The 17,540-nt window shown below is 44.0% G+C and carries 16 protein-coding genes; 12 read left to right on the forward strand and 4 right to left on the reverse strand.

The features are described from left to right. The first annotated feature begins 303 nt into the window (after positions 1-303). The 4 genes from JV36_RS0103140 (at position 304) to JV36_RS0103155 (ending at position 4,285) form a co-directional block, all read left to right on the forward strand. Positions 304-1,458, forward strand: a complete 1,155-nt coding sequence (locus tag JV36_RS0103140; RefSeq protein ID WP_032094162.1) for an acyl-CoA dehydrogenase family protein — start codon at positions 304-306, stop codon at positions 1,456-1,458. A gap of 49 nt (positions 1,459-1,507) precedes the next feature. Next, complete coding sequence (locus JV36_RS0103145) at positions 1,508-2,626, forward strand: enoyl-CoA hydratase/isomerase family protein (RefSeq protein WP_032094161.1); 1,119 nt, start codon at positions 1,508-1,510, stop codon at positions 2,624-2,626. Between the two features lie 139 nt (positions 2,627-2,765). Beyond that, on the forward strand, positions 2,766-3,677 hold the full coding sequence (locus tag JV36_RS0103150) for a putative RNA methyltransferase (protein WP_032094160.1): 912 nt from the start codon (positions 2,766-2,768) through the stop codon (positions 3,675-3,677). Then, positions 3,674-4,285, forward strand: a complete 612-nt coding sequence (locus tag JV36_RS0103155; protein ID WP_081926509.1) for a D-glycero-alpha-D-manno-heptose-1,7-bisphosphate 7-phosphatase — start codon at positions 3,674-3,676, stop codon at positions 4,283-4,285. The genes JV36_RS0103150 and JV36_RS0103155 overlap by 4 nt, the downstream gene beginning before the upstream one ends. 105 nt (positions 4,286-4,390) lie before the next feature. On the opposite strand, the gene JV36_RS0103160 is transcribed toward JV36_RS0103155, so the two are convergent. Next, positions 4,391-5,911 (reverse strand): DUF3413 domain-containing protein, encoded by a 1,521-nt coding sequence (locus JV36_RS0103160; RefSeq protein ID WP_032094159.1) that lies wholly within the window; start codon positions 5,909-5,911, stop codon positions 4,391-4,393. Between the two features lie 12 nt (positions 5,912-5,923). Next, the gene (locus JV36_RS0103165; RefSeq protein WP_032094158.1) at positions 5,924-6,139 is read right to left on the reverse strand and encodes a DUF1414 domain-containing protein; all 216 of its coding nucleotides are present in this window, start codon (positions 6,137-6,139) and stop codon (positions 5,924-5,926) included. A 159-nt stretch (positions 6,140-6,298) separates the two neighbouring features. Here JV36_RS0103165 and yejK point away from each other — a divergent pair, with 159 nt between their 5' ends. From yejK to JV36_RS0103180, 3 genes are all read left to right on the forward strand, one after another. Next, positions 6,299-7,405: a nucleoid-associated protein YejK gene (yejK, locus tag JV36_RS0103170; RefSeq protein WP_032094157.1), complete on the forward strand. Its 1,107-nt coding sequence runs from the start codon at positions 6,299-6,301 to the stop codon at positions 7,403-7,405. 65 nt (positions 7,406-7,470) lie between these two features. Next, complete coding sequence (locus JV36_RS0103175) at positions 7,471-8,346, forward strand: 6-carboxytetrahydropterin synthase (protein ID WP_032094156.1); 876 nt, start codon at positions 7,471-7,473, stop codon at positions 8,344-8,346. A 426-nt stretch (positions 8,347-8,772) separates the two neighbouring features. After that, a complete protein-coding gene (locus tag JV36_RS0103180; RefSeq protein ID WP_081926512.1) occupies positions 8,773-9,558 on the forward strand; it encodes a M23 family metallopeptidase in 786 nt (261 codons plus the stop codon). 66 nt (positions 9,559-9,624) lie between these two features. Here JV36_RS0103180 and JV36_RS0103185 read toward each other — a convergent pair whose 3' ends face one another. Continuing rightward, the gene (locus JV36_RS0103185) at positions 9,625-11,481 is read right to left on the reverse strand and encodes a M61 family metallopeptidase (RefSeq protein ID WP_032094155.1); all 1,857 of its coding nucleotides are present in this window, start codon (positions 11,479-11,481) and stop codon (positions 9,625-9,627) included. Between the two features lie 185 nt (positions 11,482-11,666). Here JV36_RS0103185 and JV36_RS0103190 point away from each other — a divergent pair, with 185 nt between their 5' ends. The 4 genes from JV36_RS0103190 to JV36_RS0103205 all read left to right on the forward strand — a co-directional run bounded on the left by JV36_RS0103190 (position 11,667) and on the right by JV36_RS0103205 (position 15,170). Further along, the gene (locus JV36_RS0103190; RefSeq protein WP_032094154.1) at positions 11,667-12,350 is read left to right on the forward strand and encodes a PilZ domain-containing protein; all 684 of its coding nucleotides are present in this window, start codon (positions 11,667-11,669) and stop codon (positions 12,348-12,350) included. 241 nt (positions 12,351-12,591) lie between these two features. After that, positions 12,592-13,053: an Mpo1 family 2-hydroxy fatty acid dioxygenase gene (locus tag JV36_RS0103195; RefSeq protein WP_032094153.1), complete on the forward strand. Its 462-nt coding sequence runs from the start codon at positions 12,592-12,594 to the stop codon at positions 13,051-13,053. 214 nt (positions 13,054-13,267) lie between these two features. Next, entirely contained in the window at positions 13,268-14,341 is a 1,074-nt protein-coding gene (locus tag JV36_RS0103200) for a sensor histidine kinase (protein WP_032094152.1), read from the forward strand. A gap of 1 nt (position 14,342) precedes the next feature. After that, positions 14,343-15,170, forward strand: coding sequence for a LytR/AlgR family response regulator transcription factor (locus JV36_RS0103205; RefSeq protein ID WP_032094151.1), 828 nt, complete (start codon positions 14,343-14,345; stop codon positions 15,168-15,170). 294 nt (positions 15,171-15,464) lie between these two features. On the opposite strand, the gene JV36_RS0103210 is transcribed toward JV36_RS0103205, so the two are convergent. Beyond that, positions 15,465-16,460 carry an ATP-dependent 6-phosphofructokinase gene (locus JV36_RS0103210; RefSeq protein WP_032094150.1) on the reverse strand — a complete coding sequence of 332 codons (996 nt, stop codon included), beginning with the start codon at positions 16,458-16,460 and terminating at the stop codon, positions 15,465-15,467. Positions 16,461-16,612: 152 nt separating this feature from the next. Here JV36_RS0103210 and JV36_RS0103215 point away from each other — a divergent pair, with 152 nt between their 5' ends. Then, the gene (locus JV36_RS0103215; RefSeq protein WP_032094149.1) at positions 16,613-17,455 is read left to right on the forward strand and encodes a DUF6279 family lipoprotein; all 843 of its coding nucleotides are present in this window, start codon (positions 16,613-16,615) and stop codon (positions 17,453-17,455) included. The last annotated feature ends 85 nt before the right edge of the window (positions 17,456-17,540 follow it).

Genomic DNA, 17,540 nt, shown 5'->3' on the forward strand with positions numbered 1-17,540 from the left:
CACGCTATCAGCAGCTTATTATCTGGTATCTGTTTGTTAAAAAAGCGACTAATTTAACAACTAATCCAAACACAAATAAAACTACAGCTAAAACTACAGCTAAAACGAGTCGTTGAAACGTGACGGGCTTTACAGAAACGCATTACAAAGAACGGAACACATTGGACAGCATTTTCGTCACATTTTATTTACGTCATCGCAATTATAATTTAATTAATGTTTTACCTTTACGTTTACGTAAGGGGTAACTTTTAGTTATCGTGTTAATACAGTGTAAAGTCACAATAATGAAAGGCAATCCACATGAACTTTGAATTAAATGATGATCAATTGGCGTTTGAAGAAACAGCACGTCAGTTCGCACAACAAGAATTAGCACCACATGCTGCTATGTGGGACAGAGAGCACCACTTCCCAGTTGACGCTATCAAAAAAGCGGGCGAGCTTGGTTTCTGCGGATTATATACTCCAGAGGAAGCGGGTGGCCTAGGGCTATCACGTTTAGACGCGTCAATTATCTTTGAGCAGCTATCGATGGGCTGTACGACTACCACTGCGATGCTCACCATACACAACATGGCCACGTGGATGATTGCGCTATGGGGCAGCGAGGACGTAAAAGCCCAATGGTGTGATGAATTAGTCACAGGCGATAAGTTAGCGTCTTACTGTTTAACTGAGCCAGGCGCAGGTTCTGATGCCGCATCACTTAAAACCAAAGCCACAAAAACAGACGATGGTTATGTGCTTAATGGCGCTAAAGTATTCATTTCAGGCGCGGGTAGCACTGATGTATTGGTTGTTATGGCGCGAACGGGTGGCGACGGCCCGTCAGGCGTATCTGCATTTGCCGTACCGGCAGATAGCGACGGTATAATTTACGGAAAAGCCGAAGAAAAAATGGGCTGGAATGCTCAGCCAACACGAATGATCACCTTTGATAACGTAAAACTTCAAGACGCATGGCGACTTGGCGACGAAGGTGAAGGGTTTAAAATGGCGATGCAGGGTCTTGACGGCGGTCGTATCAACATAGCAACCTGCTCAGTCGGTACTGCGCAACAGGCCCTGAATGTAGCAAGAGACTATATGAACGAACGAGAGCAGTTCGGCAAAGCTATTGCTGGTTTCCAAGCGCTGCAGTTTAAACTAGCAGATATGGCAACAGAACTTGTAGCCGCTCGTCAAATGGTACGCATGGCCGCATGCAAGCTTGATAATAACGACGTGGATAAAACCACCTATTGTGCAATGGCTAAACGATTTGCTACTGACGTTGGCTTTAGTGTGTGCAATGATGCACTGCAGCTGCACGGTGGTTATGGATATATTAAAGAGTATCCATTAGAGAGACACTTCCGTGACGTGCGAGTGCATCAAATTTTAGAGGGCACGAATGAAATCATGCGCGTTATTATTGGTAGACGTTTGTTAGCAGATGAACGCAGCATTCTCTAGCCTTTACTCAAAAATCAGAAATAGAAAATCAGGTTAAGGAAGTCGTAATATGGACTCGGTTGTTATCAAAGAAGAACTTTCGGCTAAAAATGGAAGCCATGTTATTGGTCGGCTAACGCTGAACAAACCAAAGGCACTGAATGCGCTTGATTTAGACATGGCAACCATAATGCTGGATGCACTATTGTCGTGGCAGAGCAGAGATGACGTAGTCGCCGTTGTTATTGATGCAGCAGGTGATAAAGCCTTTTGCGCGGGTGGCGATATAGTATCTATGTATCGCTCTATGGTCGAAGCCGAAGGTGGAGTTCCAGAGTTTTTGGAAACGTTCTTTAAAACAGAATACACCCTTGATTACACCATTCACAACTATAGCAAACCCATCATAGTGTGGGGTGCTGGTATCGTGATGGGCGGCGGAATGGGGCTGCTAAGCGGCGCGAGCCACCGTGTTGTCACCGAAACATCACGCCTAGCTATGCCGGAGATAAGCATTGGTCTTTATCCAGATGTAGGGGGGAGTTACTTTCTACCCAGACTACCTGAAAAGACGGGGCTATTTTTAGGGCTAACTGGCGGACAGATGAATGGTGCGGACGCTCGATTTGTTGGGCTAGCTGATGTGCTGGTGGCTTCAACTGAAAAAGACACGATGGTTGATAGCCTGTTACAGCACTCATGGCAGCCAAACGATTTGATGGGTCAGGTTTCTACGCTGCTAGGTGCGTTGAAGCAGCCCGAAGAGCTGCCTCAAGGCAACATAGAAAAACACAGTGACCTCATAAACTCACTTTGCCAAGGCGATAGCGCAGAAGAAGTGGTTAACGCTATATTGAATTGCGATATGCAGGGCGATAAATGGCTTAGCCGCGCTCAATCTACGCTACAAAAAGGCTCGCCTATTACGATGCACTTGGTGTTCGAGCAGTGTCGTCGTGGTGCATCTATGACCCTCGCTGAGTGTTTTAAAATGGAGGTCAACATGTCATGCCGCTGCGGGGAAAGTGGCGAGTTTCAAGAGGGGGTTCGCGCGTTGTTGATAGATAAAGATATGTCACCCAAATGGAAATATGCATCTGTAGACAAAGTGCCCACAGAGGTTGTTGAGCATTTTTTTAGTTCACCATGGACAGAGGAAGCTCATCCTCTAGCGTCTTTAGGAAAATAATCAACACGCCCTAGTTTGATAGTCACGCAACTTTCGGCTAATTAGGTGTGAAAATCACTGACAGCAAACATGCGATTGCTGTCAGTGCATTCAATTTGATAAACTTAATCTTATCGCAACCGACCTTAAGACCTCCACTATGTGGCTATGCCCACTTTGCAAAACACCTGTCTCGCTAAACGAAACCCCAATTCGCTGCATTAATAACCATAGCTTTGATAAAGCGAAAGCAGGCTACGTGAACTTATTACCCGTTCAATTTAAAAAGTCAAAAATGCCAGGCGATGACAAAGCAATGGTAAGGGCAAGAAGAGAATTTCATCAGCGAAACGCGTATAAACCGTTAAAAGACAGAATGTGTGAACTTATCGGCGCTCACCTAAACCCAAAAATAAAAGAGCGTGGACATGTCAATATCTACGATGCGGGATGCGGCGAGGGCAGTTATTTAAATGCTGTTGTAGCTGGTTTAAAAGAAAAAGGCCTAAAAGACAAAAGTTTGAAAGAGCACACGCTACAAAATCAGAGGTTAAGCGAGCAAGACTCACAAGCACAACCTATTGAAGTTACTGGTGCAGGCAGTGACATTTCCAAAATCGCCGTAGAGCTTGCCGCCAAGGCGTATAAACAACACACCTTTGTTGTAGCCAGCAGTTTCGACCTTCCACTGGAAGCTAACAGCCAAGATGTAGTGCTTCAAGTATTTGCACCTGGCAGCAACGACGAATACCAACGCATCCTCACACCAGAACACGGCTTGTTGATCACAGTAGACCCAGCGGAAGATCATTTATATGAAATAAAGCAGCGGGTTTATGATGCTCCAGAAAAACATCAGCTCGACGTGAGTGATCGTGAAGGGTTTTCGCTAGTGACTCGCGAGACACTGCGCTTTGAAATATCGCTTTTAAACAACGAGCATGCATTATCGCTAGTGAAAATGACGCCTTTTTATTGGAAGTTACCTCAAGACAGTATCACCGACATGGTAAATGCACTGACCACTGTGACCGCCCATTTTCACATTCAAGTGTGGGAAAAGTGTGTATGAGCAAGCTTAAAGGCCCTAATACTCATCAGAAGAATACTCATCAGAAGAACACTCATCAGAAGCACACTCAGCATAAAGCGTTGTTTTTAGACAGAGACGGCGTGATAAACGTCGACCATGGCTACGTGGGTCATTACGACAACTTTGATTACGTTGAAGGTATATTTGACGTGGTAAGAATGTATGCCTTAGCAAAGTATAAAATTGTTATTGTCACCAATCAAAGCGGCATCGCGAGAGGACGCTATACCGAAGCCGACTTTCATGTGTTGATGGATAGGGTAAAACAGGATTTTGCTGATAAGGGCGTGCCCGAGGTTGCTGTGTATTTTTGTCCTCATCACGTTGAGGGCAGCGTACCAGAGTATGCCATTAACTGCGCATGCAGAAAGCCAAAGCCTGGAATGTTGTTGCAAGCGTCACAAGAGCTTGGCATAGCACTTAATGATAGCGTACTTATTGGTGATAGCTGGAGAGATATTGAGGCAGCGCACGCAGCAGGCCTAAAGAAAAGTATCTACTTTTCTGAAAATGCCATACCCGCTGGCGCTACTTTAGAAGGTGTGCGTAAAATTCAATCCTTACGACAGCTTACTGCAATAGAATGAGCGAGTGAAGAGAGCGGGTAAGGTGGAAAATAAGTTATGCGTAACTTATTTTCCACCTTATTGTGGTTTTATTTTAACGTAAACTGCTCACTTAAAACGGCTTACTCAATTCCGTGTAGAAAAGCGAGACAGGTGCTTAATCGCTTGGCTAAGCAGGTCTACATTCAATGCATCATTGCTACGCTTACCGGTAGCCATTTCTGTTATTTCGTAACTACCATTACTCAATACGTCTGTACGTTTTCCCGCATGGAAAACGACAATGCGCTCTCCAGATGTACTGACTAACCAAGGTCGTGTTGGCGAAAGTAAGCTTTGTCCCGTTGAATAAAAGGTGCTGGGAGCATTGCAGCCTAATGCATTTAAGATGGTGGGTGCCAGGTCCTCAGTGCTCGCAACGTTCGCACGCAGTGGCAGGTTACTATAGAGCACACCTTTACTGTCATCACTTCCATAGCCAGTAGCAACAATCACATCGTGTTGGCTTTGTCTCGCTTTCTCAATGTAATTCTCAATATCAGCACCATTCATAAAGGCGATATGCAGGCCGTCATGTTCATTTGATTGAGGCTGCTGGTAACCGGATAGTTGCGACATTGGAAGGGGACTATCACTGTGAACCGATACAGGCATGCCAGAGCCTAGAGGTAGCGCTAACATGACGGGGCGTTTTTGCGACAGCGCGTCTTGATAAATTTCTGGCACACCGAATAGGGCCGTGGTCATCAAGCCTTCTAAACTGCTCGCTGTCGAGTAGTAATTATCAAGCCGATTTAGTCGCAATGATGTGCTTAAATCATTTATCGCCACGTCATCAGTTTGCACTACCACCGTCAAGTTCTTGCTGGTGTCTACAGAACAATAAACCGGCTGTGCTGGATAAGTTGTGCTGTGAAACTCGGGGTTAAACTGCAGCTGCTTACGCTCTTCGTAAGCGGCAAGGTCTAATAACCCATAGCGAGACATGGTGGTTTTTGCCGTCGCTGGATAAGACAGCGGAAACATATTGTCTTGTTTGATGATGGGCTGATAAAGCTTAGCATCCGCCCACACATGCACAGCATGGCTTGTGACAAAACAGGCTACAAAGAAGGTAGTAACCGGCACACCTATTTTGTATTTTGTAAAACGTTCTACGCGTTTATAAATGGCGTTTGCTAATACTAATTGAAAGCCAAGCCACACAATAAAGAGCAAAAACAAGAATCCCCACTGCTGCCAATTCTCTATCGCTATTTGAGACTGGGCTTCGCTGCGCAGTAAGTCTGCCGCGTGAAAGCTAATGTGGAAGCCCGTGCGATTGAACAGCAGCGCGTCAAACGCTAGTAAGGCAAGGCCTACGGCGGCAATAACAGACGCACTAGCCTTAATAATCCGGGAATTACTCACGAGATAACACAAGGGGAGTATAAAAATGACAAAGCCGAAAAAGGTCATAAAACTAATATGACCAAACCAGTTTGCCAGCAAAAATATCGTTCCCACACCAGTGCCGGGCATTGGAGAAGAAAAGACGAAAATAGAGGCGATTACAATAGCAATGATTATATTCGCTAGGGCAAACCAATGCCCCCAGTTCACTAGCTTTGTAACGCGCTGGCGGCGAGGAGATTCGGCAAGTATCATAGAACTACCTTATTACGCTTTGACACTTTTCTTCAACACGTCGGCAAACTGAGAAGCCATCGCTTCGCGGTTATCTGGCTTAACTTGCGTATTCAAGATATGGGTAATGACATTGCCTAACACCATAAGTGAAAGATCGCGATTTGCACCACTTTCTTCAAGTGTTAATATTACCTTGTTCATCAGCGCTTCGAATTCGTCGTTGCTGTAACGGCTATTTTGGGGCATTGCTACGCCTCTTTTTTATGTTTTCTTTGATAAAAAGAATGGTTTTACTCGTAAAATGATTATAATCGTTGTTTGAGTGAGTACAATCATTCATTCTAAAAACCCACAATTCTTTGGGCATTTCATACACTTTTTAAGCAACAGGACACCCGATCAATTATGAGTGCACTGATTCACCACTTTGTTGTTCATCGTTTAATCGTTAACAAAGAAGAAAGAATAGAAGCGATCCCTCGCGATAAATGTTTAGCGGTTACCCCAGAAATAGAGTCACTCGCTCATCAAATTAATCACAGTTTTAATACTAAACCTGGCAAGGGCGTTGGCCATTTTGTTTCAGAAGTGCCTCGCAGCGCCGATGCTAGCAATAGCGACGAAGACAGCTCGCAAGAGAATAGTGTACAAAACGTATCAGGTTTCGCTGAGGGTTTAAAAAATTACCTAAGCGCACACAAAGCAGGGGGTGACAATGTGGAAGACGCATTTCACGATTTCTCTGTTGATGCCACTCATCGCCTCGTTAAAACCCTCACAGACACCGGGACGGTTGAAACTGGCTTTTTAATATTTTGCCAGTATGAGTATCTATCTACGCAGTTTCTTATGATTGCGTTACTTAACACGCGCTCCCACGTTGAGGTTACCAATTCTCTGGACTTATCATCAAGAGAGCATCTTGATTTAGCGAGAATGCAGTTAGCCGTCCGTTTCGATTTAACGCAGTGGGATATTCAGCCTGAGCAACAGCGCTACGTGAGCTTTATTAAAGGGCGAATGGGCCGCAAGGTATCAGACTTTTTCATGCAGTTTGTTGGCTGTGAAGAGCTTGTTGATGTAAAACAGCAGAATAAACAGCTCATCTCCTCGGTTGATGCTTATTTGGCAAGCGAATCTCTCGACCCACAAGAGCAGCACCAACATCGAGAAGAAGTAAAATCCTATTTTAAAGAGCAAATTGATGCCGGCGAGAGTTTATCGGTAGATGAATTAGCCAACCGCTTGCCTTCAAATGAAGAAACGAAGAACAATTTTGCCGCATTTACTGATTCACTTGAAGTACCGCTGGAAAAAGAGATTCAGCCTGATCCGGCTGCGCTTAAACAGCTGGCGAAATTTACAGGCCAAGGCGGAGGCGTGTCGGTGAGCTTCGAGCGCAAACTGATGGGGGATAGAGTGTTTTATGACCCTGCCACAGATACCCTAACTATTCGCGGAATTCCACCGAATTTAAAAGATCAGCTCAATCGTCAGTCCTCTATGGACTAATGACTGCGCTCAAGTGATAAAAAAAGTATACTAGCAACAGAAAATAAACTCGATTAAAGGGTGTTATGCAATTATTTGTAAATGATTTGACAGTAATGGACTTTTCTTACCTGTGTCCGAAGCGCGGAATGGTAGGGGAAAGTTGGATTGTCGATGTAGTATTGGACGGCGAGCTGAACGAAGAGAGCATGGTCCAAGATTTCGGACACGTGAAGAAAAACCTCAAGCGATTGATAGACGAATATGTCGATCACAAACTTCTAGTGCCCGCAGAATATAGTGGGTCAGAGGTTATTCACGATGAAGACAGCGAGCAAGTTGAAGTGCGCTTTAGTCGTGAAAACGGCGAGAAAATAATGCTTTATTGCCCGGCTGAAGCCTACGCCATTTTATATTCCGATGTGATCACTATGGACTCGGTAGGGGTGTATCTTAAAGAGGTGCTTGCGACGCATCTTCCCGAAAACGTAGATAATTTGACATTGAATCTACGAACGGAAGTGATAAGTTCCCCTTTTTATCACTATACCCACGGACTTAAAAAGCACGACGGCAACTGTCAACGTATTGCTCACGGTCACCGGTCTCGTATCGACATTTATCTCGATGGCAAGATATGTGAGGAAAGCCAAACCTATTGGGCAAAACGTTGGGAAGATATTTACGTTGCCACTCGCGAAGACGAAATAAAGTACGCTGACAGAAAGTTATCGGGCTCTGTTGACGCACCTGAAGACTATTTGTGTTTTGGTTATGAGTCTTCGCAAGGATATTTTGAGCTACTGATTGCTAAAGCAGTGTGTGAAGTGATTGAGACAGATTCCACGGTAGAGTGTCTAGCGCAGTACTTATTAGTGGAACAAAAGAAAAGAACGCCAAACGGCGAATGCAAAGTGGTTGCGTACGAGGGCGTTGGCAAGGGCGCATTAGTTTCTGGGTAACGCGTAACCGAAAAGTTTGGATGCAGGCTAAGCGTCTGTATCCTAGCTACTGTCCTTGGACTTAGCCCACTAGGCCTACAGGACTGGTTCGCGGTTAAGGTGCATCCATTTAGCCCAGAACTCGTACAACAAAGTTCAACACGCCCTAAGTAGAGTAATGCTTTTTACTCGGCTTATTGATGTGTCGTAAAGACATGGCCACTTACTATTATTAGAGTCTCCGTAAAACACACATTTTTGTTGGTAAAGGATTTCGACCTCATGAAGTTTTCACTGAATACTAGAAATAGCACCACGCACTTCACCTCTGTGCTAGCTGCATTTGTTATCGGGAGCTTTTCTATAAACGCTTATGCTACAAACCTGTATTCCACTGGCGCTTTTTCAGATAGCTCACTTCCAGATAGCTCACTTCCAAGCAGTAAAATGGATACCAAGCACAGCGATGACAAGCAACCAGCACCACTCGTGTTAAACGGAGTATTTACACAAGGTGCGTTGTTACGCGGTGAAGTACCTAAAAACGCAACTGTGACCCTAAATGATTCGGCTGTGCCAACAAATCTTGATGGAAAGTTTGTTATTGGTTTCGATCGAACTGCACCGCTTGAACATACCCTTACAGTAACCCTTGCTGATGGCAGCGAAACAGTGCGCCACATTACGTTAGAAAAGCGTGAATACAATATTCAGCGTATCGACGGTTTAGAACAAAAGATGGTAACGCCGCCGGCATCGGTCACTCAGCGTATTAAGCAAGACAACATAAACGTGGCAAAAGCGAGAAGCACTAACAGCGATTTAGACGCGCTATTTACTCGTTTTTCCTGGCCCGCTAAAGGCCCCATCACCGGCGTATATGGCAGTCAGCGGGTGTTGAACGGCGTGCCTAAGTGGCCACACTACGGCGTAGATGTAGGCGCTCCAACGGGAACTCCTGTTTATGCCCCTGTTGATGGCATTGTCACCATGGCAGAGGATTTATATTATTCAGGCAATACTCTTATTCTCGACCATGGAATGCGGGTTTTCTCTACCTTTCTTCATTTGAACAGTATGACCGTTAATGTTGGGGATAGGGTTAAAAAAGGCGAGCAAATAGGTACCATCGGTGAAACGGGGCGGGCCACGGGTCCACACTTAGACTGGCGTATCAACCTTGGTAAAATGCGCTTAGACCCGCAAACTATTGTAACTGGTACTCCGGAATAAAAAGCCTCGTTCAATCAAGGTTTTTATGACAAAGGGCGGCGCTTCGACGCACCGCCTTTTGACAAATTACCTAACGCCAAGCCAATGACCAAACACGTCGGCGTCGTTTATATCAAAAAACGCCATGTCTTTTCTCGCTTCCATAATAGGTAAGGTCACGTTTAACAGTTGGCCGTCTCGAATTACGCTGACTTCTGCTGTTGACTCTAACGTTGTATCTAAAATACGTTGTAACTTGCCTTGAGAAACCACATGCCCATTTATAGCGATAATATTATCGTTCAATAGGATCCCCGCACGCATGGCGGCAAGCCCCTCAAATAGTTGAGCAACAGTCAGTCCCAATGGGGCAGGTTTAAGTGTCGCGCCAAGCTGTCGTTTCATTGGCGACTTCAATGATAGGCCGCCTTTATCTTCGCTAGATACCTTTGCCCGAGTGCGAAGTGCAACACCAATTCGTTGAACTAATGTTTCTAATTCAACGTCGTCTGTGTGGTATACAACGCTATTTAAATAATCTGATACATCAATATCAAAGTGCTCTTTACATAACGTCTGTATGACATTATCCGGCGTTCCGCTCTCATCTTTGCCGTACTGCTGCCATAAAACGCGCATGACATCGTCGAGGCACACCGTATCGCCAGATTGCTCTCGCAATAGTAAATCGAGCCCCAACGCGATGATACCGCCCTTGGTGTAATAGCTAACAATATTGTTAGTGGCACTGGCGTCTTGCTTGTAAAACTTTGTCCATGCATCAAAACTACTTTCAGCCGCACTTTGCTTAAATCGTCCAGCATTTTGCAAAAGCCTACTTATATTTTGAGCAACAATATCGAGGTACTTTTGCGGTGGTATTGTGCCAACACGAGCAAGGGTGACGTCGTCATAGAAACTTGTAAACCCTTCGTATATCCACAGTTGGTTGGTATAGCTTTCTTTGGATAAATCCGGTTTTACCATCACATTAGGTTTAATGCGTTTCACGTGCCATGTATGAAAAAACTCATGACTACAAAGACTTAAAAACGTGACGTATCCGTCTGTTTTTTCTTCGCCGTCGCCAACGAGAGGAAGCTCAAAGCGAGGGTAAAGCAATGCCGTAGAATATTTGTGCTCCAAACCTCCAAAACCATTATCGGCTAGCAGGGTCATAAACAGGTAATCTTTCACTGGATAGGGCGTGCCAAATAGTGAAAGGTGGTGTTGGCAAATAGGGGCTAAATCTTTCGCAATTCTCGCATAATCAATGTTGTTGTTGCCTGAAAATAGTAGCGTGAAGTTCACGTTATCTACTTTAAACTCGTACGTGTCGGCCACGCCCACATAAATGGGATGGTCGATAAACTCATCATAGTTTTTCGCTTCAAAATACCATGCCCTAGCATTAGCATTAGCATTGGCGTCTATCACACTATCTAAAGAACAGGGCTCTCGCGTTTCCATCGACGTATGCGCATTCCAGTTAGACGGAATAGTATCGCCTAGTGTTATTTCAAGATAATGCTGTGAGTTTTCAAATTCTGCAATTTGTAAAAATGCACTGGTTCCATTAATAAACGCATATTCATGATTGATGAAGGCGGACCGAATGGATAAGTCATTAGCATAAATCGTGTAATCGATAATGCAGGCATCACCATCAGTCTGTATTGACCATGTTTGTTTGTCTAACTTCTCAATGCTAACGGATGATTGAGCAAAGGCTTCTGCTGCTAATGTATTCGCCGCTGTTTTCTTTGCAGACAGCGAGACAATGTTTTTTGCGAAATCGCGAACCATATAACTACCCGGTATCCAACTGGGTAAGGAAAGCGTTAGCGAAGAGGCGCTATGAGCAGGAATTGATAGCTGAACATCGAACTGATGAGCCTGCCACTGAGATAAATTAAGTGAAAAATGCAACGTGTTATCAGACATAAAAACTCATTTTATTTACGTAGTTAAGAACTAGTGTACTATAAGTGAATACTGAAGTGAGCGTACTTAAGCATCAAACGCGCTAGACACTATTTGAAATATTGTCGAAGCAAACGTGTTTCTAATTAGCGATAGCGCGACCGATATTGCTTCTAACAGGATGAGAAGGGCTGAGTAGTAAACCTATGGTTGAAAGAACTAGCACTACAACAATAAGCGAAGAAGATTTTGAGGCGCTCAATGCGTTTCAGCCTGGGGATGTTGTCGATCTTGAGATCACCATGCCTGCGGCATCGAAACGGGTCAAAACTGAATATTTAGGTATGCATACCAACGACTGCATGATGTTTCATATCCCAACTTCATCAAAATGGATAACGGTAAGAGATGCGTTAACGGTTGATAATGATATTGTGGTTCGCTCGATAGTCGAGGGTAGCACCGGGCAAGTCATTGCTTATCGGGTAAAAGTGCTAAAACTACTTTCTAAACCCGCTGGCATATTAATTACCAGCTTTCCTTCACGCATACAGCGAATAGGGCTTCGAGCCTCAACACGCTCACAGCCTGGCGTTGCCATAAACATCAAGTCAGAGGTTTTCGAGGGCGATGAAGATGCGTCAGGCATCATCGTCGACTTATCAAAACACGGGTGCAAAGTCGGGCTTCAGGTGAAACCTGGGTGGCCCATACTAATTGACAATACCGAAATAACACTTGTATATATGCTTAATGGTGAAGCGGTTGAAATTAAAGCCATGGTTAAAAATCATAAGTTAGATAATCGAATAGTCTATTACGGGCTCAAATTTCAATCTGGTGATGCAATGATTGGCGAGCTACTCGCAAGACATACTTTGGTGTCGTAGCTTTTTTTAAACTGACCCTATGTATTGTCTTTAAAAAGTGAACTGACATCAAAAAGTATACTGTCATTAAAAAGTGTACTGCCATCAAAACAGGCAGTGGCAACACAAAGCGGGCAAAAGTATATATTGTCATCTACTGTACAAATTTTGCGCTTAATGTAATTGTTTTATGCGCTAGTAAGCTCTGTGAGCTAAGTAAAAACCTAACAAACTCATAATTCAAATAATAAGGTGAGGGACAATGAGAAGTATTGAAAGGCTGCTTATGCAGTACGGTGAAAGCCATCAAAATAAGACTAACGTGATAATTCACGCTATTGCAGTGCCGAGTATTTATTTGGTAACCCTTGGCTTGCTTTGGAGTATTCCTACCCCAGACGCTATCGCGCATTTTGATATTACATGGGCGCACATCATCGCTATTCCAGTACTGTATTACTATTTTTCTTTGTCTGGTCCTATTGGTGCGGCTATGACATTACTTACTATCGCGTGTTTTGGTGTGGTAAATCTGTTGGTTCACTTGGATATTTCTGTTTGGCAATTCAGCTTAGCGCTGTTTGTGGTTATGTGGATTTTACAATTTGTTGGCCACAAAATAGAGGGGAAAAAGCCCTCATTTTTCGAAGATCTTCGTTTTCTGCTCGTTGGGCCTGCATGGTGGTGGGTTCACTGGCTTAAACGAATGAACATTAGCTATTAAAGCAGTTACACAATTAGCACGGCGTGTTGACGTTAATCTATTCGTTTTGTCGTTACAAAGCGCTTATTACTGCGAAAATATACAGTAAACGTCAACTCGCTCCTAGCTGCGACCAGACGCACTACCTACACGACCAAGCTGCTTGGGTCATTAAATTCCAAGCGTATAATCTCACTACAAGCTCTATATTTGGTAATAATAAGTTGGTGTTACAGTGAGTCGCTTCCAGCGAGTAATCGAAAGTAATGAGCGTTTATTTTGGACTTTGCACAGTGCAGGGTGGGCAGGATTTGCGCTAATTTACTACATAGGCTCTTTTCTACATGATGTAAGATCCATTTGGGTTTTCATTATCATGCTTAATGCATACGCAGGTTGGTTACTGACTATTCCGTTGCGCTATGTCTATCGGTGGGCTCGAAAGCGCTCTCCTTTAAAGATGATCCTTATTGTTATCGCATCGTGCTATATCGTGGCGCTGGTGTGGGCTGTGGTAAAAAACATTAACTATTGGGAGATATACAAGCACGGTTATCGCCCAGACGAATGGTACATGTACTTCACCAACACCATTAACTCGTTGATTATGGTTGGTTGTTGGAGTGGTGTTTATTTTGGTATCAAAAACTTTCAAATGCTGCAAAAAGAGAAGCAGAATGCGCTCAAAGCCAGCACCATGGCACATCAAGCCCATATCAAGATGTTGCGATATCAATTGAACCCTCACTTTCTATTCAACACGCTTAACGCTATCTCAACCTTAATCCTGTTGAAAGAGAATGACACTGCCGAAGCCATGGTGTCTAAATTAAGCAACTTTTTGCGTTACTCACTTGATAACGATCCCATTAAGCGAGTTCCGCTAGGTCAGGAAATAAAGGCACTTCGCCTGTATCTTGAAATCGAAAAAGTGCGATTCGACGATCGCTTAGAAGTCATCTGGGATATCGATACCAAATGCGAATCGGCACTGGTACCGAGCATGATACTTCAACCCATAATCGAAAATGCCATTAAACATGCCATTTCTAAAATGGAAAATGGTGGCCAAATTGCGATAACAGCCCGTACCTTCGGCAATGACTTACTGATGGACGTGGCCGATAATGGCCCTGGTGCTGATATAAAAGATGGCAAATTAAGCCGTAAAAATGGCGTAGGACTTGTGAACATAAAAGAGCGCTTACAATCGCTTTACCAACGCAACTTTGCATTTTCTATTGAGCACAATCAGCCCTCGGGTGTACGAGTACGAATTCGTATTCCCTATGACGTAAAGGACGTATGATATGACCAAGCAAATGATTAAAACCATTGTGGTAGACGATGAGCCTCTTGCTCGTAGAGGGCTACGTGCGAGGCTTGAACGTCATAGCGATATTCAAGTGCTGGCCGAGTGCCAAAATGGTCTTGAGGCGGTAAGCAGTATTTCTCAACATCGCCCGGACCTCGTTTTTCTCGATATTCAAATGCCAGGGCTCAATGGATTTCAAGTCATTCACAAACTTCGTGAATTGAAACAGCCAATTCCAATGATTGTTTTTGTCACCGCATACGACAGCTATGCGATTAAAGCGTTTGACGTGCATGCGTTGGATTATCTATTGAAACCAGCAGATGACGAACGACTTGGCGCAGCCCTCGATAAGGTAAGAGAATACACCAGCACGGCACACCAAGACGAACAGTCACAAAGACTAGTGAGTTTAGTTGCAGAATTAACGGGCGACGATTGTGAAGAAATTTTACGCAAGCTAGCGAATGGTGAACCGGTAGAAACCAACCCTTATCCAGACGTACTTGCTATAAAAGATGGCTCTGAAGTGACACGAGTCAATGTTCAAGATATTCAGTGGATAGATGCGGCTGGCGATTACATGTGTGTTCACGCGCTAGACGGTATGCACATCATGCGTAAAACCATGAAAGAGTTGGAGCAGGAATTGAACCCTCAGTTCTTTGTCAGAGTTCACCGTTCCGCTATTGCTAATATTCGTTTTGTGAAAAAACTAGTGAGTCATATTAGCGGCGAATACCACCTCATTTTACAAAATGATACCGAGCTGAAGGTGAGCAGAAGTCATCGCGATAAGGTGAAAGCTGCAATGAAGATGTAGTTGAGTCCTGCGCTTAAGCTCACTCTTAAGTTAACAGCAAGGTATATGTCCTTGCGTCTTATTATCTTGAGCAACGCTGGACAAAGTTAGCCTTGTGGTTTTAACTTGGCAAAAAACAAGAAAAGCGCCTACAAGGGCGCTTCTCTGTATTTTCATCAATCAGCTTTTCAACTCATACCCGAAATTCTCACTACCTCAAAACATAAACTCTTTAAGCCCTTTTATTGATTGTCCGTCGCTTTATCGATAGGTCACAATTTATGTAAATTATTCAATAGAAGAGGTTATGTGGTATTAACCATACCTTTCATTCATTATTGATTTCATTAAGGCCACTTGCGCGCTGTTTAACGGTTTATTGTCACTGGTTGTGGTGAGCGGCACAGTAGTGGGTTCTCTGTTCACTTCTCCTACCATGACATTGCTTGTATCTGTACCCACAAGACTTACCGCGTACTCGCCTAATGAAGTAGCAAGTAGCCTGTCGTTGCTTACCGGAGTACCTCCTCGTTGCACATGTCCGAGGGTTACCGGTCTGACATCACTAATTTCACTGTCGTTAAGCGCCTTGGTAAGGGCCTCTAGGCCTTGGGGCCATACGTTTTCTGCCACTACCACAATAAAGCTTACCGAGCCTCTCACGCGGCGCTGAGCATGAATTTGTGTGAGAATTTTCTTTATCTCACTTTCTGGCGATTCAAAGAATTCAGGTAAAATCACATAATCTGCTGCTGACGAGAGCGCTGCGTTCAGCGCTAAGAAACCGGCGTGTCTTCCCATCACCTCAACTAAAAATATGCGTTCAAATGCATCTGCAGTATCTCGTACCTTATCAATTGAGTTCATTGCAGTATCTATAGCAGTGTAATAACCAATGGTGGCATCGGTGCCGGCTATATCATTGTCTATCGTGCCTGGAATACCGATAATTTGGCCATGGTAATGGTCGGCCAGATGCGTGGCCCCGCGAAATGAACCGTCACCACCAATAACAAGAAGAGCATCTACGCCTGCCTCTGATAAATTAGCTGCCGCTTGCTTCAAGCCCGCTTCCTCGGTGAAAGCTTTGCACCGAGCGCTGTGCAATACGGTACCCCCTTGCTGAATAAGGTTGTGAGTAGAGTCTAGTGAAAGAGAAATAGATTCTTGTTTAATTAATCCATTGTAGCCATGAAGATAACCTATTAAATCGTAATTCCGCTTTTTGCAGGCAATCACAATTGCCCTAATACATGCATTCATACCCGGTGCATCACCACCCGACGTTAATACTGCGACACGTTTTGACACAATAAAATCCTTCTCAGTAGGTTTCGTTCTTATAGTATGAAAAGTAGAGCAGACTGTTTAGAAGGTAAAGCCATTTATTTTGCACTTTTTCCGTCTGAGCGGTCTATACAGTATTACGCTCTTTGCACATAACATATTGAAGGCTAATCAAAATGCGCGTTGCTATTATCTTTGTTCTGCTACTTTCTCTTACAGCGTGTACCTCTAAGCTCGCTTATGACAATTTAGATTGGTGGGTATACTGGTATCTAGATGACTATGTAGAGCTTAACGATGAACAAGAAGAACGGTTTGATGACTACTTAACCAATTGGCTTCAATGGCATAAACGAAGTGAATTGAAACGCTATGAAAATCAGCTTAAAACGCTGAAACAGCAAGTACTAAACCGCGAGTTAGATTACGACACGGTTTATGCGCATATTAACGACGTGAGAACGCATTGGGAAAGGGTGAGGGCACAGATTAGCCCGGAACTTGCTGAGCTTGCCGTCGACCTTACTGACCAACAAATAGTGTCCTTATTCGCCACACTAGAAAAAGACAACAAGGAAGAAGAAGAGGAGCGGCAAGAGTTTCTCGAACAGTCAGAGGCAGAGCGCAGTGAAAAGCGTATTGAGCGGATGACTGACAACGTGGAAGAGCGAATTGGTGATTTGTCTGAGGAGCAAAAACAAATTATTGCTACCTACAACGCACAGTTTGTGTCAACGTCTGACGAATGGTTGCAGTATCGCAGAAAAATTCAAAATGCAGCCCGTCGACTATTCATTACCAAAACCACGAATCCAAATTTTGTCCAAGACTTAACTTATTTAATGCAAAACCCAGATAAATACCGAAGCGAGGACTATCAGCAAGCTAGCGCCCATAATATGAAAGTGGGAGCAACCATGATTGTGGAAGTTGCATCCACACTCAGCGATTCCCAAAAGAAAACCCTGGTCGAGAATATTGATGAATTTATTACAACGATAGACAAGTTTCAGAAGTAGCTTCTAATTAAGCTAAGCCACGTTATTCATAGAGCTTCTAGCGTTACTCTATAAGCTATAATGCAGCTAATCCAAGTAAAAGAGA

Source organism: Alteromonas sp. LOR (assembly GCF_000753865.1).
In the GTDB taxonomy this organism is placed as follows: domain Bacteria; phylum Pseudomonadota; class Gammaproteobacteria; order Enterobacterales; family Alteromonadaceae; genus Alteromonas.